The sequence below is a fragment of the Cupriavidus sp. 96C5-1 genome (assembly GCF_057798855.1).
On record NZ_JBYOJU010000014.1, the window covers coordinates 12,770 to 31,850 of the forward strand.

The following is a 19,081-nucleotide window of genomic DNA, read 5'->3' on the forward strand; positions in this document are numbered from 1 at the left end:
GCTTTCAATACGGGAGATGTTGTTGCGCCGGGTTCTCCGCTTTGCGCGCCATGAAGGCTGCGTTGCTCTTTTTTCAAAGCTGGGGCCGACGGGCTTTCTAAGATGTGCTGGACGGGTGCGTTCTCCTGGCGGGGCCGCACGACGATAACGATCACATCGGAGACAGCCATGAACAAGATCCTGCGGCGCACGGCCGCCGGCCTGCTGCTATGCTGCGCCGCAACGGCCAGCGCCCAGCAACCCTACCCCTCCAAGCCGGTCCGCGTCGTGGTGGCGTTCACCGCGGGAGGCACTACCGACATCCTCGCGCGCGAAGTCGCCCAGCAGATCGGGCAAACACTCGGTCAGAGCGTGGTCGTGGAAAACCGCCCCGGCGCCGGCGGCAATATCGGCACGGATTTCGTTGGCCGCAGCGATCCCGATGGCTATACCCTGCTGGCCACCTCCGTCGGCCCCGTGGCCATCAACCCCACGCTCTACCGCAAGCTCAAGGTCAATCCGCAAACGGAGCTGACGCCGGTCGCCCCGATTGCCGACGTGCCGAACGTGCTGGTAGTGAATCCCAGCCTGCCGGTCAAGAACGTGCAGGATCTGATCGCCTACGCCAAGGCGCACCCGAATACCCTGAATTTCGGCTCCACCGGGGTGGGGACGGCCGCGCACCTCTCCGGCGTCCTGTTCAACGAGCGTACGGGGGTGCGGACGACCCATGTCCCGTACAAGGGGGCCGATGCGCTCAACGACCTGCTGGCGGGGCGCGTGCAGTTCATGTTTGCGACGATTCCCTCGGTGATCTCGCAGATCCGCGGCGGCAACCTGCGCGTGCTGGCCGTCACCTCGCGCAAACGCTCGGCCGCCTTGCCCGATGCGCCGACGATGGCGGAAGCCGGCGTGCCCAACCTGGTCACTGGCGCGTGGTTCGGCCTGTTTGCACCGAAGGGCACGCCCAGGGAGATCGTCGCCACGCTGAACAAGGCCGTCGGCGACGCGCTCGCCAAACCGGAGGTGCGTGCCAAGCTGTCCCAGCAAGGCGCCGAGGCCATGCAACTGGCACCCGAGGCATTCGGCAAGTTCGTGGTGGCCGAATACCAGACATGGAAGCCCGTGGTCATCAGTTCGGGCGCACGGATCGACTGACGCGCACCGCTTCCCCCCGCTGGCGGAATCTGCACCGTGACGGCGGGACCCGGCGACACGGTATTTTGAAGGTTCCGTTCGTAGTCACTGTGTTTCCGGTAGCGGGCAGGCTTGCCGGATCGCTGACTCTGACGACACCATGCCGACGGCAGCGCGATCACCGGTTGGTGTGCCGTTGCCGCATCGGCGCTCGCGCGCGCCGGCACGCTACCAAGTATCGAATGCGCTACCACCTCGCTGATGTAACGACACGTGGCTTACAGTATTGAGGCACGCGGCCGGCACCTAAGTCTTGAAAAGCGCTCCATATGCCGCACCAGAAGAAGACACGCGCCCGCCAGCGTGCGCTACTCCCCTCTTCCGCGTGCCGACGGCGATGCGCCATCCCCTGATCGGTCAGACGCCATGGCGCCGCGCCAGGCATCGCTTGTTTCAGGCTTGCAACAGATCGGCAGCTTTTGGAAACAAGCGGCGTCCAATGTCCATCTCATCCAAAAAGATGGGTTGAGCCTTCCGTTTTCGGCGCCGGCACGACATCGACGCCACAATGCACTAGGCCATTTTTTCTGGATAGATGGAGACAGCGCGGATTACAGCACATCAGGAGAAGAAATCCCGACGCGCACCGCGCAAGGCTGCCGGCATTCCCAAATAAATCCTGTTCCAGGAATGCAACCATTTTGAACCGGTGCGCGGCCCCGTGCTTCCTTCACGTATCTTGCGGCCACCGCTGCTCGAATCATCCGCGCCGTCGCCGCAATGCCTGCTACCGCACCTCCCCCCTGAATAAGTGCGCATTCAGGCATAGGCATTGCGTCAGCAAAATGCCGCAGCCCGAAATCCGGATCGCCACTCATCACAGGAAAGAAACATCTTGTTACATGAATCCGGAAATTCAAACATGTGCTCCAAAACGATCACCTTATAAATCAAATACTTACCCAGACTGGCACGCTCGTCGCTCTCATGCTGGTTACAAGATAAAAGGAGCGGCCGCAGGCACGCCAGGGCGTACGAAGAAGATCCATCGGACTCGACTGCGCCACTAACAGGGAAATAGCGTTTTACGGGGTCATTCAGGGGGGACAGGCGGAGGGCCGGCCTGGACAACAAGCAAGGCCCGCGGCGGAGTGTCAGGCGCCACCTGCCATTCTGCCGATAACTAGTAGTTGCAGTGCTTTCAGGCGCGGATCGACTCCTCTGCGGGGAGGTAGAGCAGGATCGATCCGCCGCACCTTGTCATACGCAAACCGCCGCGAGCGGCGACGTCCAAGGTGCGTGCGCATTGGCTATCCGGCCGGCGCAATGCTGCAGGGCAGGAGGGCCAGGGCATGCGCTGGCGTTGAGTCCGGGGAACATTTGATCTGATCTGCACGGTTCATTTGCCCCCTGTTTTGATGGTAGTCGCTGCACTCGCTGCGAAGGCATCACATTTTGCAGAGTAGCGCCAGCGAGCACGCGGGAGAAATCAAAGCCTCCCCCGCTTGCTAAAAATAAGAAGACCCGGGGGAATCCATGAGTACGTACGCCAATCGTCCGCTGCTGTACCTTTCACGGCAACATGATGCCGCCCTCTGCAGGTTCCTGTCGCAGGCGGGGTGGAAAATCGTTTTCGCCTCAAACCGCCGGGATCTCGACGACCAGCAGTTGAATGCCCAACCAATGGCCGGGCTATTCGACCTGCACAGCGGGTTCGAGGATGACGACGTGGAGTCGTTCGAGCCTTGGTTCGCCCTGGACCATATTGGCTGGATTGGCTCGGTATCCAGGACCGAAGCCTTGTCGGATAGCGCGCGCAGGATACTGGGCACCTATTTCGCCGACTACCGGACTCAGCCGTCCGATCCCGAGTCCATTTCCCATGCCGTGGGACACGCCCTCGGCATGGCCCAGCTCCGCACCAGCAATATGCCGGCAGCTTCGCATGCCCCGTCGCCGGAAGGCATGATCGGCAACTGTCCAGCGATGCACAGCCTTTTCCGCGCCATCGGCAAGGTGGCGAAATGGGATGCGCCCGTTCTGATCGCAGGCGAATCCGGGTCCGGGAAGGAAATCGCCGCGCAAGCCATCCACAAGGCGTCACGGCATTGCAACGGCCCGTTTATCGCAGTCAACTGCGCCGCCATCCCGCCGACCCTCCTCCTCTCGGAGCTGTTCGGCTATGAACGTGGCGCTTTTACCGGGGCGCTCAAGCGCAAACCGGGCCGTATCGAGATGGCGGATGGCGGCACGCTTTTCCTCGACGAAATCGGCGATATGCCGATCGAGAGCCAGACCAGCCTGCTGCGTTTCCTTGAGACGGGCCGCATCGAGCGTCTTGGTGGCACGGAATCCGTCACGGTCAAGGCCCGCATCATCTCGGCCACCCATGTCAACCTGGAAGCCGCTGTCGCGGCGGAGCGTTTCCGTAGCGACCTTTATCATCGCCTATGCGTGCTGCGCGTCAAGCAACCACCGCTGCGCGAGCGCGGCAGCGACGTCATACTCCTGGCCGAGCATATCCTGAACGACATCAGAAAGCAGTCGCCGGACCGCATCAAGGGCTTCTCGCCCGCGGCAATCCGCGCGATCAGCGCGCATGGCTGGCCCGGCAACGTCCGCGAACTGATCAACCGCATCCGGCATGCCGCCGCGATGTGCGAGAACGGCGTCGTCAACCCGGCCGACCTGGACCTGGAACCGCCTGCCGAGACCCGCCCCCTCACGCTCGCGGAAATCAGGGAATCCGCGGAGCGGGATGCCCTCAAGGAAGCCTTGCAGCGGCATCACGAGCGGCTCATGGACGTTGCGGAAGAGCTGGGCATCTCGCGGGTCACCTTGTTCCGCATGATGCGAGAGCACAAGCTGCAGGTCAGGAAGGGCGAGCTGGGGATGGTTTGCCTGCAGGGGTGACGGCTGGCGGCAGGCCGCCTGCATCCAGGCGCTTCCCTGCCACGCATTTCATCAAGCCCGTAGCATTCCGCATCCCTGCCAGCGTTGGAACCAGGCCAGCTTTGCGGCACCAATAAAACCATCACGCGTGCGCTGCCATGGACAAAGCCGAATTCGACCAGTTCGCCAACGAATACCTCTCCCTGCACGCGGCAAATATCCGTGCATCCGGAGAGGCGCCGGAGTTCTTCGCGAGCTACAAGGTAGCCGACGCCCTGCGGGAGACGCGCTCCCGCCGGCTCGACGCGGTGAACATCCTGGATTTCGGCTCCGGCGTGGGCAACGCCGTGCCGTTCTTCCTCGAGAGATTTCCGCTAGCGGAACTGACATGCGCCGACATCTCGCGCCGCAGCCTCGAGATCAGCCGTCTTCGCTTCCCGAACGCCGACGTGACCTATGCGGAAATCACCGGCAACCGGCTGCCATTCCCGGATGAGCAGTTCGATCTGGTGTTCTCCGCCTGCGTATTTCACCATGTCCCGGAGGAAGAACATGTGTCATGGCTTGCCGAGATGCGACGCGTCACCCGCCACGGCGGGGTACTGATCGTATTCGAGCATAATCCGCTCAACTTCCTGACGGTTTCCGCAGTACGCAATTGTCCCTTTGACGCCAACGCCCGACTGGTCAGCGCCAGAACGCTCCGGCACCGCACCCTTGCGGCCGGGTGGCGGCAGAGCAAGGTGACTTTCCGCATATTCTTTCCGCATGCGCTCGCCTTTGCCCGGCCACTGGAGCGATGGATGGGAAGGGTTCCGCTCGCAGCGCAGTATTTTGTATCGGCAGCGCGGATATGAAGGCCTTCCGGCAAACGGCGCTGCCTTTCCTGCTGGTCGGCGCTTCCAACTCCGTCGTCGGCTTCGGCGTCATCTGGATCGCACTGCGGACGTTCGGACTTGGCGATGCGGCCGCCAATGCCGCGGGCTACGCCGCGGGGTTCCTGTGGGGCTTCATGCTCAACCGCACCTGGACATTCCGCCACCGTGGACCGGTCGGGACAGCCCTGCGCCGCTATGCGCTGGTGTGCGGCGTGGCATACGCGGCCAACCTTGCCACGGTGATCTGGTTGAGCTCTCGCTTCGGCCACGGCAGCCTGCCTGCCCAGGCTTGCGGCATCGCGACATACACGACGCTTGCCTACGCGGGGATGCGCATCTATGCCTTCCCCGACGATTTGCGCGCGGCAAAGGATTGAGGCCCGCACCGCGCAAGGATAGGGAGAAAGACCATGATGACGCTGAATCTTGTGGTTCCGTGCTTTGACGAGGAAGAAGTACTGCCCGAGACCGGCAAGCGATTGCTGGCACTGCTGGACCAGCTCGTCCAGCGCGAGGAGATCCATCCGGAGAGCGCCGTCACGTTCATCGATGACGGTTCGCGCGACCGGACCTGGTCGCTGATCGAAGGCCTGCATGCCGGCGACGCCCGGGTTCGCGGCATCAAGCTTTCGCGCAACCAGGGCCACCAGAGCGCGTTGCTGGCAGGGCTGCTCACCGCGCCCGGCGATGTCCTGGTCAGTCTCGATGCCGATCTCCAGGATGATCTGGATGCCATACCCAGGATGCTGGCGGCGTACCGGCAGGGCGCGGAGATCGTATTCGGCGTACGCTCGTGCCGCGATACCGATACGTTCTTCAAGCGCGCCACGGCACACGCCTACTACCGCCTGCTGCAGCGCTTCGGCGTGGAAGTGCTTCCGCACCATGCCGACTTCCGCCTGATGAGCCGGCGCGCAATCGACGCCTTGCGGGATTTTCGCGAGGTCAATCTGTTCCTGCGAGGCATCATCCCCCTGCTTGGATTCCGCACCGCGGTTGTCATGTACGAGCGGCACGCTCGTTTCGCCGGCTGCAGCAAGTATCCGCTGCCGAAGATGCTCGCGCTCGCTTTCGACGGCATTGCATCCTTTTCCTCAAAGCCCTTGCTGTGGAGCACGCATGTGGGAGCCGCCATCTCGCTGTTATCGCTGCTCATCGGCCTGTGGGCCCTCGTTATCCGCCTCTTCACCGACATGTCGGTTCCGGGCTGGGCCTCCACCGTCGTACCGATGTACTTCCTCGGCGGGCTTCAGATGCTGTTCCTGGGTGTGATCGGCGGCTATATCTCGAAGATCTACTCCGAGACCAAGCAGCGCCCCAGGTTCATCATCGAGGAAATGCTGTAACCGGACCCATGAAGCCATCCGCCAGGCCTTGCGCACAGGAGGAACCCATGCAGGCACAATCCCCCCTTGCCTGGTTCGCGCAACGATCCCTCCCGCGCAGACTGGATGGCCGCCTGCTCTTTCTCTGCCTGGTGGCCTACGGCGGCGCCATGATCTGGCTGGCGCCCCATCCGCCGATGGTCGACCTGCCACAGCATGCAGGTCAGGTCGCCGTCCTGCACGATCTGCTGACCGGGGAATCGCCCTGGCATGAAGTCCTGCGCATCAACCTCTTCACGCCCTATCTGACCGGCTACGGACTCGCCCTGCTTTTGTCCTTCTTCATGCCCGTCGCAGCCGCGTTCAAGCTCCTGCTGACGCTCGGCTACTACGGCTTCGTGGGCGCATGCCTGCTTCTTCGCCGCCGCTTCGGTGCGGACGAGCGGCTCGACTGGCTGTTCGTTCCAGCTTATTTCGGCTTTGCCTACGAGTGGGGCTTCTTCACGTTTCTCGTTGCTGCCCCGCTCGGCCTGCTCTTCCTCCTGCTGGCGGATCGCTATGCGGAGAGACCCACGCCGGCGACCGCCACCACATTGCTGCTGGCGGGCGTGATCCTATTCTTCTCGCACGGCCTGGTGTTTCTCTTTGCCGCCCTGGTCGGGGCTTCCTTCCTGGCCCTCAAAGCGGCAAACCTGCGGCGCTGCCTTCTGGCACTGCTGCCATACGGCCTGCTCGCGATGCTGTGCCTGCTCTATGCCGCGAATGCGCGGAAGCTGGAGACGTCTATCGTCTACGCGTCTCCCGGCATCCTGTGGGAATGGGACTGGACCCGCGTATTCATGTTCTTTCTGGCACCTTGGAGCTCCTGGCCGCAACAGGCTCTTTTCGCCATCGACAGCCTGTTCGTCCTCGCGGTCCCCTGGCTGCTCGGACTGCGCCCGAACTGGCGCAACCCGTCTGCCTGCGTGCCGATGCTTGCGGTGCTGGCGATCTGGTGCCTGGTGCCGCAGTACGCGATGAAAACCGCCTTTCTCTATCAGCGCTTCGGTCTATTCATCTTCCCATGCTATGCCTTGATGTTTCATCAACCGCCTTCGCGCACCAAACCGGCACCACGGGCACGGCAACGCGCAAGGCTGTGCCAGGTGCTGCTGGCGCTCATCTGCCTGACCTTCTTTGCCACCCACACCAAGCGACTCCTTGATTTCGCGCAGGAAAGCGCGGAGTTCGATACGCTGCTCGCGGCAACCCAACCGGCTCAGCGAGCGTTGATGCTCATCTACGATGCCAACAGTGCCGCGGCAAGCCACCCCGGTGCCTACGTTCACTACGCGGCCTGGTACCAGGCTGAGAAAAAAGGCCTGGTCGATTTCAATTTTGCCTGGTTTCCGCCGCAGATCGTGCGCTACAGCCCGGACCAGCTGCCAGCGCTTGGTCCCTTCAATCCCTCGGCGCGGAGAAACTTCCCGCAGACGTTCGATTGGGAAGCGCACCGTGCCCGGGAATACAGGTATTTCTTCGTGCGGGGCACGCCAGTGCCTCCGTCATTGCTTGATAACAGGCGTTGCGACGTGATCCTGCTGAAAGCGGCCGGCAGTTGGTCACTGTATGAGAATCGAGGGTGCCGCAGCTAGTGCGCATCGCCTCCGGCATCGATGGCGGCCCGGTATCCGTGTGACTTGGCCACGCCTGCCTTGCCGTCGTTCTTCGATACCTGAAGATACTGTATGGGGGCGGACATTGAAACAACGCAGGAATGACATGCCCGCGACTTCCCCTGGTGCGCCCTCCAGGGAAGACAGGCGATACAGCCTGAGCGCCGGGATCGCCATGGCGACACAGCGCAGGCCTATTTCCCCCCTCTGGATACACGCGACAGCCCATTGAGCTCGATCACGCGCCTGCCAGACGGCATCTGGCTTACCGGACGCCGTTCCTGGTAGCGCCGCCGCACGAGATAGATCGGCCTTCCCTTCGCTTCATCGTAGATGCGGCCCACATACTCGCCGACCACGCCGAGGCCAATCAGCTGAATGCCACCGAAAAACAGCAGCAACGACAACATGGAAGCGTAGCCCGGCACATCGATGCCAAACACCAGCGTCCTGGCGATGATGAACGAGCCGTAGCAAAATGCAATGAAGGCGACGATCCCGCCAATATACGTCCAGCTTCGCAATGGCAGGGTACTGAAGCTGGTGAGGCCCTCCAGCGCGAAGTTCCAGAGCCGCCAGCCCGAGAACTTCGAATGCCCCGCGCAACGCGCCTCGCGCTCATATGGCACGATCACAGCCTTGAAGCCTACCCACGCGAACAGGCCCTTCATAAAGCGATGGCGTTCCGGCAGATGCTTCAGCGCATTGACGACTACCCGGTCCATCAGACGGAAATCCCCGACGTTCTCCGGCAACTTCAGCTCCGACAAGTGGTTATGCACCCGGTAGTAGGCTGCTGCGGACAGCCGCTTCAGCAACGAATCGCACGCCCGGCTGGCACGTTGGGCCAATACCACCTCCGCCCCTTCGCGCCAGCGCGCCACCAGCACCGGAATCAGTTCTGGGGGATCCTGCAGGTCGGCGTCGATCGGGATGACCGCATCGCCCAGTGCCTCGTCTATGCCGGCTGTCAGCGCCGCTTCCTTGCCGAAATTGCGCGTCAGGTCGATGACCCGCACGCGTCCGTCCTGCCTGGACATGTCGACAAGGTGCCCAAGCGTGTCGTCTGCGCTGCCGTCGTTCACGCAAACGATCTCAAAGCGAATGGAATCGATGGACTCGAGGATCGGAATCACGCGCGCAAAGAAGCGCCCGATGACTTCGGACTCGTTAAAGCACGGTACCACCACGGAAAGCAGCTTGACATCCTGTTGACCCAACATGACCCACTCCTTCGTATGTTCCGGGTGCGTGCCCGCATCGAGCCGCTCGACGCCGGATGCGGCTTTCCCGTTCTGCGCGGCCCGCGCCGGGAAGGCCGTGCATCGCCACGGCTATGCCGCGTGCTCCACAAGCTCGGCCGAACGCGCGAAGCGCGACCCCATCGCCCTCACGGCAGCCAGTCCGGGTTTCCCCGGGTAATCACGTGTACCCGCCGCAAGATGGCCAGCATCAGCAACGCCAGCACAAGCGGCCCGATCTGCGGGAAGAAAGTCACCCGGTTCAAGCCCAGGTAGAGCGGCAGAAGCCATGCCACGACCAGCAATTCGCGCTCCCAGCGCAGCCACCCCCGGCGCAGCCCATCGGCGGTCAGGCCGGCTATCGCGATGCCGACCCAGGTCACTTCATAGAACCAGAGGTATGGACTCGCCATCAGCGTCGCCACCGCCAGGGAAGCGGCGCGCAGGCCGGTGGAGGTATCCCTGCGCCAAACCAGAAACAGACCCAGCGCGGCCAGCACGGCCACCGCGCCGTGCGCCACCGCCGCTGTCGCGAACGATGCGCCAGCCAGCAGCAAGGCCGACAGCACCGTCGGCATGGCGTACCACATCACCGACCCGTTATCGAGCATCGATTGCTTGGCGAACTTCGTGTTGGCGAAAAAGGCCGGCACCGTTTCCCATCCGAAAACGGCGATGCCGGCGAGCAACAACAGCGCTGCGGCTACGCTAGCGACCACCAGTGGTTTCCACGCCCTCGCGGCAAGCAGCGCGAGTGGAAACAGCGCCGCAAGCTGCGGCTTGACGGTCAGCAAGGCGATCAACACGCCGGCCAGGACCGGCTGCGTCTTCAGCCTTGGGATGGCGAAGGCGGCCAGCGCGGCGGTCAGCATGGAATTCTGTCCGATCGACGCCGCGAAGTAGATGGCAGGAAAGGCGATGATCGCCAGCCAGACAACACGGCCCGCCCCGTTGCGCAGCCCGACAAGGCGCACCAGCGAAACGACATACGCCGCGCCGGTCAGGCCGATGAAGACCACGTAGCTCACGGCATAAGGGAGCAGCGACAACGGAATCACGAAGAGCAGGAACGTGGGCGGATAGAGCCATGGCAGGAAAAAGTGGCTGTTGGCCGGCAGAGAGCCCTGCGCCGCGATGACCGGTTGCAGCGCTGCGAAGTCGTAGGCCTTGATGGCGCCCGCTTTCAGCGTCACATAGGATGTGCTCCAGAACACGGAGAAATCCGATCCCGGGCGAACCATGTGATCCGATGTGAAGCCCTTGGTCATCCAGGCCCAGATCACGATCACCACGGCATAGACGATCAGCATCGCGATGCTATAGACCTGGATGCGCTCCCGATCCAGCCAATGCGGTGAAGGAGCGCTGGTGGATTGCTCCACGGTTCTCTCGTTCGGTCCCATGACGCGTTCTCCCGATGTGTTCGTGCGCTCCGCTGCCGGCGCACCTGCAAGGCAGATCGGCAAGTCGCGCCAGTTGTGTGTGCGCACTGCCGCTACCCAGATCCCCGCCATTGATTCCGCGCGATCTATCTACGATCGATTTTTGTCAATTTCCCGGCGATAAACAAGCCACTGCGCCGACGGAGATCCCGCCGGAGAGGGCCAATCTCCGCCACGACAGATGTAACGTTTCCGATCTGAATCACGATCCCTTTTCCGCGAACTGCAAGCCCAGGCTGGATCTCCGGACCTGGTGGGATCGCGAACGAGCCGGGATCAGGAGGCGTTACGTTTCTGCCTTGAAACGTCGCCCTGCGGAACGGGCAGAGAGCGCGCCTCGGCCAAGCTATCTAGTCAGTTGCCCGAAACCGGCCAAAGCACGCCATTGGACGAACCTGGTTAGACGTTTTCACGAACGAGCGAATCAGCCGTATGTCCTCATCCCTTTTACCGAGGGCGCATTCACCCGCCTAGCCCATACGGTTATCGGGCCCGCATGCGCTCTTATCCCCACGTTTCCAGCCGGCAACACCGCATGGAAAGCAGCCTGTGGCGAAGTCGCCGGAATCGGTGGTGCTCAGCGGAATCCCTTGATATTCAAGGCTGTGCGTGGGGGTGGCCCAGCTTTTGCCTATTGCCTGACAGACACGCCGGGCACAAACGCTCGCAGTCAATGAAACGAGGTAGTGGGGCCAGCGCCAAAGACACGATGCGATGGCCCTTTACGAAAGACGAAAGACACGCCGAACGACGGAATGCCATGCCATCAACCCGACACCAAGTCTTGACCGCTTGCCGCAACGCGCCCGGCCGCCGGAGTGCCGTGTCGGCCCGGACGGGCCATCGCACTCGTGCATACCGGGTGGCGACGGCAACGGACACCACGTGCCGGCAGCATTCCGCCAGGCTTCAAGTTCTCGCAGGCCGTCATCTCCGTCGCATATCGCACAAGGATCAGCGCTGTCAATGGCCCTTCCATGCATGCGCAGCATGCGGGCCGCCCATGCGTTTTCACGCCGCCTCACCGTTATTGCCAACCCAAGGAGTCTGTCATGCAAAACCTCATCGCAAAGACCAAGCAATTCATCCGTGACGAAAACGGCGTAACCGCCATCGAGTACGGCCTGATCGCCGCGCTCATCGCCGTCGTCATCATCGCTGCGGTCAAGGCCGTCGGCACCAACCTGAGCACCACGTTCAACAACATCGCCCTCGAGCTCTGAGCAGGCGGCACCAGGAACCCGCCGGCCACTGCCTTGCCGCTCGCGGCAAATCACGGTGGCCGGCGGCCCCTCCTTGCCGTTGGGTCCCCGAGCCGGGCTGTTGTGTAGCTGCTTCACGTTCGTTGCCAACTTATGGAGATTGCCATGAAGAAACTCATTGCGAAGGCCAGGCAGTTTGCCTGCGACGAGAACGGCGTCACCGCGATCGAGTACGCGCTGATCGCCTCGCTTATCGCCGTCGTCATCATCCTCGCAGTCCAGGCGGTGGGCACCAACCTCAGCACGATCTTCAACAACATCGCGACCGATTTCTAAGCATTTTCGAAAGCCAAGCGCCCCAGGGGATACCGCCAAGGCGACTGGGCCTTCGATACTGCGCTGGGAACGCCGATAGCTTTCGCGGTCACCCATGGCAAGCAATTTCATCGACCGGATACTCAGACACAAGATGGGCGTTATGCAGAATCTGATCAAAGCCGCGAATAGCCTGCCTCGCCAGGATCCCGCAGAGACCTCCATCGATCACGCATCGCCCGGGTCGTCATTCCCGCGGTCGGCCCGGCTGGCCAGAGCTTGCCTGGTTTTTTTCGCGGCAATGCCGCTGACTTTCCATGCGCCGCAGGCCCAGGCCGAACGCGCCCGCACCAACCTGGAGTAGATCATGGCAAGCGAACTCGCACTGCCCCCGCTGATCGGCCCCTGCGCCATCGTGCTGGTGCTGGCTGCGGCCGCGCTGGACCTGAAGAGCCGGCGCATCCCGAACTGGCTGACGCTGGGTGCATGGGTGCTGGCGCTGCCGCTGCAGATGACGCTGCATGGCCCGGCCCACGGGGCACTCGGCTGGACGAGTGGCTGGCTGACCGGCTTTGCCTGCTTTCTCCCTTTCTACCTGCTGCGCGGCATGGCCGCCGGCGACGTGAAGCTGATGGCTGCCGTCGGCGCCTTGCTCGGTGCCGGCATGGCATTCGAGGTCGCCCTTCTGACTTTCGTCCTGGGTGGAGTCTGGGCGCTCGCCATGACCATCCGGCGGGGGCGCCTGGCGCGCCTGCGCGGCAACCTGCAGTTCATGCTGTTCAATCGCGGCCGCATGGATGGCGAGCAAGAAGTCGACGCGAATGATGGGCCGTCAGCGTGGTCGGTAGGAACGCTGCCCTACGGCGCGGCGATCGCCGCGGGGACGATAGGCGTTCTGTTCGCGTCGGTCTAGCGCACGGCCGGGCCGCGAACTGTTAGACGGGACTTTCAACACGGAGACGGGGGAAATGATGACTGAGAACGCCTCGATGAGTCCGGCTCACCGGATCCTTACACCGGTCGCGGCACCGGCGCACGCCGATGCGCCGGAGCGCGGCGGCATCCATGCCTGGCACGCCGCCCCCAAGACCGTCGCCGACACCGGGATCGACACATCGATACTGGTGGCGCTGGCCATGAAGGCCGCCTACCTGCATCGCAACGTCACGCTCACGCAGTTGGCCGAGACGCTCAGGCTGCCTGCCGCAGTGCTGAATGAGATCGCGGCACTCGCAGTACGCGAACGCATGATGGAAGTTGCCCATCGCGGCGCCAATGACCTCGACGTGCGTTTTCGGCTGACCGACGGCGGCTACGCGCGCGCTGCCGAGTTCGTCGCGCGTTGCAGCTACGTCGGCCCCGCGCCGGTCACGCTCCAGGCGTACGTCGAGGCCGTACAGCAGCACTCGATCAAGCACACCAGCGTTTCCAAGGCCGATGTCACCGCGGCATTGCGCGACCTGACCATTCCGCCCTCGCTGCTCGATGAGGCTGGCGTTGCACTCAATGCCGGCCGGGCGCTGATGATGTATGGCCCCGCGGGCAGCGGCAAGACCTATCTCGCACAGCGGCTCGGCTCGCTGTTGCCGGGCGCGGTGCCGGTGCCGCATGCGATCGCCGTGGCCGGCGAGATCATCCAGGTCTTCGATCCGATGGTTCACGTCCCCTTCGAGGCCAGCGAGGGCCAGATGGCAAGGCGGCCGCTCGATCGGCGCTGGACCATCTGCCATCGCCCGGCGGTTCTCTCCGGTGGCGAGCTGACGCTGCCCATGCTGGACTTGCGCTACGACCCCGCGTCCGGCTTTTATCAGGCGCCACCGCATATGAAGGCCAACAACGGCATCTACATCGTCGATGACCTCGGGCGCCAGATAGTTGGCGTGACCGAACTGCTCAACCGGTGGATCGTACCGCTGGACCGCGGCGTGGACATGTTCACCCTGCAGACAGGCGTTCGCTTTACGGTGCCGTTCGACGTCTGGCCGGTGTTCTCCACCAATCTGGAACCGGGCCAGCTATGCGACGACGCATTCCTGCGCCGCCTGGGCTGCAAATTGTTTGTTGGCCCCTTGAGCACCGAGGACTATCGCGAAGTCTACGCACGCGCCGGCCACGACCTCGGGCTGCATACGCCGCCAGCGGTCGCCGACTACCTGGTCGAGAGCCTCCATCCGGCCGGCGGCATGCCCCTGCTCGCCTGCATTCCGCGTGACCTGCTACTGCTGGTGGCGTCCAAGGTTCACTACCACGGCGACCCGCCGGTGGTCACCGAAGAAGCCTTGCGCCAGGCCTGGCACAGCTACTTCGGCAGCTACGCCGACACCGGCGCGGAGTACCCGCCCACCGTGGCGATGGGATGGAAAGGGAAACCGCTGGCGGCCACCTGAGCGCCGCACGCTGCTTCGATAGACAACGGTAGGGAGATTTCATCATGAAAAACATACGCGCTGTTCTGATGCTGGTCGTGGCCCTGGTGGCGGGGATCGCCGCCGTGGTGTCCGCGTCCCGATGGCTGCTCCAGCAGTCTTCCAGTTCCGTCAAGCAAGTGGCGGTCGCAACCAACGACCTGAATCTCGGCCAGCCGCTGGCGGCAGACCAGGTACGCCTGGTGAGCTGGCCAACCGCGAGCGTGCCGCCGGGCGCGTTCGAAGACCTGAAGTCGCTCGAAGGCCGGGTCGTGCGGACCAGCCTGCTGCGCGGCGAACCCATCCTGGAAGCCAAGCTCGCGCCACTGGGCACCAAAGGCGGACTCTCTGCCGTCATCGGGGAGGGCAAGCGGGCCATCACGGTCCGGGTCAACGATGTCGTCGGCGTGGCCGGCTTCGCCCTGCCCGGCAACCTGGTGGATGTCATCGTCAACACCAATGAGCCGGAGGCAAAGGATGCCGCCAGCGGCAGCATCTCGAAGATCGTGCTCGAGAAGATCCTGGTGCTGGCCGTGGCACAACAAGTGAGCCGGGACGACACCCAGCCCAAGGTCGTCAATGCGGTCACGCTGGAGGTCACGCCCGATCAGGCCGAGAAGCTCGACGTGGCGCGCAGCGTTGGCACGCTGTCGCTGGTGCTGCGCAATCAGGTCGATGTGGCGCAGGTCGCAACCGGCGGCGCTACCAAGGTGACCTTGCTGGGCAAGCCGGCACCGGTCGTACCCGTCAAGCAGGAAGCTGCGCCGCCTCGCATCCAGACGCGGATCAGGACTATCGCGGCAGCGCCGGTGCGGCATGGAGATTGTGTCGGGGTGCTTTCCGGCATCCACGGCAGCCTTGAGTGCTTCTGACTTGCAGCGTCAGGTGCGCATGCGATTCACTGGTCGTGGTTTCTAGGTTTCTAGGTTTCAAGGAAGGCATCTGGATCACTGTTCCTGATGTGTCGTGCTGATTCTCCCGGGGGGAAGAAATGAAAACGATAACCAAGGTGGATGAGACGCAACTCAGAGTGCGTGCGGTCATCCTGGCTGGCATGGCCGGAACCATGCTCTGCGCACCGATCGCCGCAGCGGCGCAGACCGCGGCGGAAGCCGGTGCCATCGCCAAGGCCACCACGGCCGGTCCCGGCGCTGCCGCGCGCAACGCGCCCGGCGGCCCGGTGCAGATGACGATCAGCATGGCGCCCGTGCCGGCGGCAGCCGCCCCGGCGGCGGCCCGCGGTCCAAACTGCACCGGCGTGATCGGCAGCGAGAGCAATGTGGTCGTACCGCTGGGCAAGTCATCCCTGATCCCGTTGCCCGAGCCTGTCCGCAACCGCACGCTTGGCAATCCGGCAGTGGTGCAGGCCACCCTGGTTTCGCCGCAGACGCTCTATGTCCTGGGCCTGAGTGTCGGCACTACCAATATGATCGTGCAGGGACGCAGCGGCGCCTGCAGCGTCATCAACGTGGTGGTGAACGCCGACGCGGGGGGCCTGCAGACCTCGCTGGCACAACTGATGCCGGGCGAGCGGCAGATCCGCGTGATGACCGCGGCCGATAACCTCGTGCTTGCCGGCAATGTGTCCAATGCCCAGGCCGCGCAACAGGCGATGGAAATCGCGCGGGCCTATGCGGGAAGCGGCCAGGGCGATGGCGAGAAAAAGGGCGGCGGCGTGCTGAACATGATGACCGTGGATGCGCCGCAACAGGTGATGCTCGAGGTCAAGGTCGCGGAAGTCTCGAAGACCCTGCTGAACCAGCTTGGCGCGGCCTTCAACCTGCAAGGCGGGTTCGGCTCGTGGACCGGCGGCCTGGTGGGCAATCTGCTGAGCGGCGGCGCCAATACCCTGTTCTTCAACAAGGCAAACAAGCTGCCGTTCCGGGCGCAATTCGACGCGCAGGCAAACGATTCGCTGGTGAAGATCCTTGCCGAACCGAACCTCGTCACGCTCAGTGGCCAGGAAGCCAGCTTCCTGGTTGGCGGCAAGATCTTCATTCCGGTCGCGCAGAGCAGCGCGGGTGGCTTGCCCACCATTACGCTAAAGGAAGAAGAGTTCGGCGTCGGGCTCAAGTTCACGCCGACGGTCACGGCCAACGGCCAGATCAACCTCAAGGTCATGCCCGAAGTCTCCGAGCTTTCCCCGACCGGCGCAACCGTGAGCAGCGCAGTCGGCGGCGGGAGCAACAACCAGACCATTCTGCCGCTCATCAACACCCGGCGCGCGTCGACCACGGTGCAGATGCGCGATGGCGAGAGCTTTGCCATCGGTGGCTTGATGCAGGACAACGTCCTCGGATCGCTCAAGGCGTTGCCGGGCGTCGGCGAACTACCCGTGCTGGGCACGCTGTTCCGCAGCACGTCGTTCCAGCATGACCTGACCGAGCTGGTCTTCGTCGTCACCCCGCACCTGGTCAAGCCCCAGATGGCGGCATCGTATCCGCTGCCTACCGACAGCTTCTCGACGCCCAACCCGTGGTCCGTGTACCTGAACGGCAATATGGAGGGCGGCGGCCAGCCAGCCAAGGCCGCCCCGGGTGCGGACACCGCCGTCCCCGCGCAGCCTGCCGTCCCGGCGCAGCCAGTCAGTTCAGGACCGGGCAAGACTCCCGCGACTCAGGAGCCCGCGGCACAGGCCCCCACCGCTCCGGCCAAGCAGGCGGCCAGCGCGCCGCTGCCACCGGAGCCGCCGGCCAGGCCGGCGCAAGATGCGGCCGCCGTTTCCCGGCCCGCACACGAAGTCCCGTCCGCCCCACCCGCCGCGCCGACGGCCGCAGCCGCGCCATCGACCGACGACACCGCCGCGCGCATCGCGCGAATCGAGGCAACGGCCGCTCGCCTGGCCCTGGCGCAAAGCGAACGTGGCCGGACACGCCCGGCGACGCCTGCCTTGCCGTCCAAGGCGGCGGATGTTTCGGCTTCTAACTGATCCAGCGGAGAACTGCCATGAAGACAAACCTGAATCCTTCGCGTTGCTGCGCGGCCATCGGTCTCTGCGCGATGGCCAGCCTCGTGCTGAGCGCCTGCGTCTCGACCTCGCCGGTCTGGGACAAGCAGGCCGGCCAGGCCATGCGCGCCGCCAGCCGGGCCCAGATCATCAATCCCGATGCGCCGGCGGGCCTGCCTCCCATGGGCGGCGGCAGCGGCAAGGCAGCGGTCGCGGCCATGGGCAATTACGACCGTGCGATGTCACGCCCGGCTGCGGCCTCAGGGAATGGTGCCACCGGCGTGGACTTCGGCAGCGCCGGTTACGGCGGTGCGCCCATGCTTGGCGGCAGCACGCGGTAACGGACTCTGATCTGGACGAATCGGCGGGAGGCATCATGACTACCCTATGTCAACGACGGCCGCACAGGCATGCCGGGGCAAGACGGCGTTCGCGCAATCAACGCGGCGCCATCGCCATCCTGGTAGGACTGTCTCTCGCGATGCTGATCGGTTTTGTCGGGCTGGCGCTCGACCTGGGCAAGCTCTACGTGGCGAAGAGCGAGCTGCAGAACAGCGCCGACGCCTGCGCCCTTGCCGCCTCGCGCGACATCACCGGCGCCACGCCGCTCTCGGTTTCCGAGGCGGCGGGGATGGCCGCGGGGCAGCTGAACATGGTGATGTTCCAGCATGAAGCCGTAGTGCTGACGCCTAACCACAGCGTTACCTACAGCGACTCCCTCACCGATCCGTTCTATGACAAGAGCACCGTGAGCTATCCCCTGAGCGCGATCAACTACGTCAAATGCTCGGTGACGCGGTCCGGTATCGCCAACTGGTTCATCCAGGCATTGAACCTGCTGCCCGGTGTCAACATCGGTGCCGCCACGGTGTCATCGGTTGCCGTCGCTACCACTACTTCGGCCCAGACGGCCTGTGCGATCCCGGTGTTCGTCTGCACGCCGGCGTCGGCAAGCCCCTCGGTAGCCTCCTACCCCGTTGGGCAGTGGCTGACGTCGAAGGTCAGTTCGGCAAGTAACGGCACCTATGGCGGCGGGAATTTCGGCTGGGCCAACCTGAATCCCGGTGGCAAGGGCGGCGCATCCGCACTCGCGGCGCAGCTGGATGGGGCCGGTCAATGCAATCTGCCGGCGGTCGGCGCCCAGATCGGTTCACCCGGCAATATCTCCTCCCTGGCGGACGACTGGAACAGCCGCTTCGGCATCATTCCGCCCTCCGGGACAAAAGGCGTCACCGACTTTACCGGGTACGCCTATACGCCAACGACCTACGCTCCCCAATTCAATGCCTTCCCGGATTTCATCAACCAGCGCAAGACGTTCGCGCCATACCAGGGCGACCAGGCGACTGGCCTGAAAACCAAGGGAAACCCGGCCTCGTCCAGCACTTATGCCGCCGGGGCCGATCGCCGCGTCGTGCTGGCGCCGATGGTGGACTGCTCCGGCTTTGCCACATCAGGTGTGCACCAGGTTTCCGTGGTCTCGTGGGCCTGCGTCCTGATGCTCGATCCGATGCAGCAAGGCGGCAATATCAATGACGTATTCCTTGAATACCGCGGGCAGGCAAACCAGCTGGGCAGCCCGTGCGCGACGCAAGGCGTGCCGGGGGCGAGCAATGGGGCCGGGCCGCTGGTTCCGGTGCTGGTCCAGTAGGAGCCGATGATG

Annotated in this window: 18 protein-coding genes; 15 read left to right on the forward strand and 3 right to left on the reverse strand. The window is 63.8% G+C overall.

The features are described from left to right. The first annotated feature begins 168 nt into the window (after positions 1-168). Complete coding sequence (locus tag AC3FOF_RS17085; RefSeq protein ID WP_488727230.1) at positions 169-1,137, forward strand: Bug family tripartite tricarboxylate transporter substrate binding protein; 969 nt, start codon at positions 169-171, stop codon at positions 1,135-1,137. A gap of 590 nt (positions 1,138-1,727) precedes the next feature. On the opposite strand, the gene AC3FOF_RS17090 is transcribed toward AC3FOF_RS17085, so the two are convergent. Further along, positions 1,728-2,036 carry a hypothetical protein gene (locus AC3FOF_RS17090; RefSeq protein WP_488727231.1) on the reverse strand — a complete coding sequence of 103 codons (309 nt, stop codon included), beginning with the start codon at positions 2,034-2,036 and terminating at the stop codon, positions 1,728-1,730. Positions 2,037-2,652: 616 nt separating this feature from the next. Between AC3FOF_RS17090 and AC3FOF_RS17095 the strand changes: the two genes are divergently transcribed. The 5 genes from AC3FOF_RS17095 (at position 2,653) to AC3FOF_RS17115 (ending at position 7,845) form a co-directional block, all read left to right on the forward strand. Further along, positions 2,653-4,029 (forward strand): sigma-54 dependent transcriptional regulator, encoded by a 1,377-nt coding sequence (locus AC3FOF_RS17095; protein ID WP_276265994.1) that lies wholly within the window; start codon positions 2,653-2,655, stop codon positions 4,027-4,029. 137 nt (positions 4,030-4,166) lie between these two features. After that, complete coding sequence (locus AC3FOF_RS17100) at positions 4,167-4,865, forward strand: class I SAM-dependent methyltransferase (protein ID WP_017229954.1); 699 nt, start codon at positions 4,167-4,169, stop codon at positions 4,863-4,865. Continuing rightward, positions 4,862-5,263, forward strand: coding sequence for a GtrA family protein (locus AC3FOF_RS17105; RefSeq protein ID WP_276265996.1), 402 nt, complete (start codon positions 4,862-4,864; stop codon positions 5,261-5,263). Before AC3FOF_RS17100 ends, AC3FOF_RS17105 begins: the two co-directional genes overlap by 4 nt. 33 nt (positions 5,264-5,296) lie before the next feature. Next, positions 5,297-6,232, forward strand: coding sequence for a glycosyltransferase family 2 protein (locus tag AC3FOF_RS17110; protein ID WP_488727232.1), 936 nt, complete (start codon positions 5,297-5,299; stop codon positions 6,230-6,232). 47 nt (positions 6,233-6,279) lie between these two features. After that, positions 6,280-7,845 (forward strand): hypothetical protein, encoded by a 1,566-nt coding sequence (locus AC3FOF_RS17115; protein ID WP_488727233.1) that lies wholly within the window; start codon positions 6,280-6,282, stop codon positions 7,843-7,845. A 215-nt stretch (positions 7,846-8,060) separates the two neighbouring features. Here AC3FOF_RS17115 and AC3FOF_RS17120 read toward each other — a convergent pair whose 3' ends face one another. Both AC3FOF_RS17120 and AC3FOF_RS17125 read right to left on the reverse strand, forming a co-directional pair. Beyond that, on the reverse strand, positions 8,061-9,089 hold the full coding sequence (locus AC3FOF_RS17120; RefSeq protein ID WP_488727234.1) for a glycosyltransferase family 2 protein: 1,029 nt from the start codon (positions 9,087-9,089) through the stop codon (positions 8,061-8,063). Between the two features lie 167 nt (positions 9,090-9,256). After that, complete coding sequence (locus AC3FOF_RS17125) at positions 9,257-10,510, reverse strand: glycosyltransferase family 87 protein (protein WP_488727235.1); 1,254 nt, start codon at positions 10,508-10,510, stop codon at positions 9,257-9,259. 1,091 nt (positions 10,511-11,601) lie between these two features. On the opposite strand from AC3FOF_RS17125, the gene AC3FOF_RS17130 reads away from it, so the two are divergent. From AC3FOF_RS17130 to AC3FOF_RS17170, 9 genes are all read left to right on the forward strand, one after another. Beyond that, complete coding sequence (locus tag AC3FOF_RS17130; RefSeq protein WP_488727236.1) at positions 11,602-11,772, forward strand: Flp family type IVb pilin; 171 nt, start codon at positions 11,602-11,604, stop codon at positions 11,770-11,772. Between the two features lie 144 nt (positions 11,773-11,916). Beyond that, a complete protein-coding gene (locus tag AC3FOF_RS17135; protein WP_488727237.1) occupies positions 11,917-12,087 on the forward strand; it encodes a Flp family type IVb pilin in 171 nt (56 codons plus the stop codon). Positions 12,088-12,181: 94 nt separating this feature from the next. Continuing rightward, positions 12,182-12,430 (forward strand): hypothetical protein, encoded by a 249-nt coding sequence (locus tag AC3FOF_RS17140; protein ID WP_488727238.1) that lies wholly within the window; start codon positions 12,182-12,184, stop codon positions 12,428-12,430. A gap of 3 nt (positions 12,431-12,433) precedes the next feature. Next, positions 12,434-12,979: an A24 family peptidase gene (locus AC3FOF_RS17145; RefSeq protein ID WP_276266000.1), complete on the forward strand. Its 546-nt coding sequence runs from the start codon at positions 12,434-12,436 to the stop codon at positions 12,977-12,979. Between the two features lie 58 nt (positions 12,980-13,037). Continuing rightward, the gene (locus tag AC3FOF_RS17150) at positions 13,038-14,453 is read left to right on the forward strand and encodes a DUF8689 domain-containing protein (RefSeq protein ID WP_488727303.1); all 1,416 of its coding nucleotides are present in this window, start codon (positions 13,038-13,040) and stop codon (positions 14,451-14,453) included. A gap of 44 nt (positions 14,454-14,497) precedes the next feature. Beyond that, a complete protein-coding gene (cpaB, locus tag AC3FOF_RS17155) occupies positions 14,498-15,343 on the forward strand; it encodes a Flp pilus assembly protein CpaB (RefSeq protein ID WP_276266001.1) in 846 nt (281 codons plus the stop codon). A 119-nt stretch (positions 15,344-15,462) separates the two neighbouring features. After that, a complete protein-coding gene (locus AC3FOF_RS17160; protein ID WP_488727239.1) occupies positions 15,463-17,400 on the forward strand; it encodes a type II and III secretion system protein family protein in 1,938 nt (645 codons plus the stop codon). 17 nt (positions 17,401-17,417) lie between these two features. Next, positions 17,418-17,759 carry a hypothetical protein gene (locus tag AC3FOF_RS17165; protein WP_017228219.1) on the forward strand — a complete coding sequence of 114 codons (342 nt, stop codon included), beginning with the start codon at positions 17,418-17,420 and terminating at the stop codon, positions 17,757-17,759. 35 nt (positions 17,760-17,794) lie between these two features. Beyond that, positions 17,795-19,069, forward strand: a complete 1,275-nt coding sequence (locus AC3FOF_RS17170; RefSeq protein WP_488727240.1) for a pilus assembly protein TadG-related protein — start codon at positions 17,795-17,797, stop codon at positions 19,067-19,069. The last annotated feature ends 12 nt before the right edge of the window (positions 19,070-19,081 follow it).

Excerpts from the sequence above, each read along its gene's own strand:
- AC3FOF_RS17165 (WP_017228219.1), top strand. The coding sequence starts at position 17,418 with ATGAAGACAAACCTGAATCCTTCGCGTTGCTGCGCGGCCATCGGTCTC.
- AC3FOF_RS17150 (WP_488727303.1), top strand. The coding sequence starts at position 13,038 with ATGACTGAGAACGCCTCGATGAGTCCGGCTCACCGGATCCTTACACCG.
- AC3FOF_RS17130 (WP_488727236.1), top strand. The coding sequence starts at position 11,602 with ATGCAAAACCTCATCGCAAAGACCAAGCAATTCATCCGTGACGAAAAC.
- AC3FOF_RS17135 (WP_488727237.1), top strand. The coding sequence starts at position 11,917 with ATGAAGAAACTCATTGCGAAGGCCAGGCAGTTTGCCTGCGACGAGAAC.
- AC3FOF_RS17105 (WP_276265996.1), top strand. The coding sequence starts at position 4,862 with ATGAAGGCCTTCCGGCAAACGGCGCTGCCTTTCCTGCTGGTCGGCGCT.
- AC3FOF_RS17110 (WP_488727232.1), top strand. The coding sequence starts at position 5,297 with ATGATGACGCTGAATCTTGTGGTTCCGTGCTTTGACGAGGAAGAAGTA.
- AC3FOF_RS17140 (WP_488727238.1), top strand. The coding sequence starts at position 12,182 with ATGGCAAGCAATTTCATCGACCGGATACTCAGACACAAGATGGGCGTT.
- AC3FOF_RS17145 (WP_276266000.1), top strand. The coding sequence starts at position 12,434 with ATGGCAAGCGAACTCGCACTGCCCCCGCTGATCGGCCCCTGCGCCATC.
- cpaB (WP_276266001.1), top strand. The coding sequence starts at position 14,498 with ATGAAAAACATACGCGCTGTTCTGATGCTGGTCGTGGCCCTGGTGGCG.
- AC3FOF_RS17115 (WP_488727233.1), top strand. The coding sequence starts at position 6,280 with ATGCAGGCACAATCCCCCCTTGCCTGGTTCGCGCAACGATCCCTCCCG.
- AC3FOF_RS17100 (WP_017229954.1), top strand. The coding sequence starts at position 4,167 with ATGGACAAAGCCGAATTCGACCAGTTCGCCAACGAATACCTCTCCCTG.
- AC3FOF_RS17095 (WP_276265994.1), top strand. The coding sequence starts at position 2,653 with ATGAGTACGTACGCCAATCGTCCGCTGCTGTACCTTTCACGGCAACAT.
- AC3FOF_RS17160 (WP_488727239.1), top strand. The coding sequence starts at position 15,463 with ATGAAAACGATAACCAAGGTGGATGAGACGCAACTCAGAGTGCGTGCG.
- AC3FOF_RS17170 (WP_488727240.1), top strand. The coding sequence starts at position 17,795 with ATGACTACCCTATGTCAACGACGGCCGCACAGGCATGCCGGGGCAAGA.
- AC3FOF_RS17125 (WP_488727235.1), bottom strand. The coding sequence starts at position 10,510 with ATGGGACCGAACGAGAGAACCGTGGAGCAATCCACCAGCGCTCCTTCA.
- AC3FOF_RS17085 (WP_488727230.1), top strand. The coding sequence starts at position 169 with ATGAACAAGATCCTGCGGCGCACGGCCGCCGGCCTGCTGCTATGCTGC.
- AC3FOF_RS17120 (WP_488727234.1), bottom strand. The coding sequence starts at position 9,089 with ATGTTGGGTCAACAGGATGTCAAGCTGCTTTCCGTGGTGGTACCGTGC.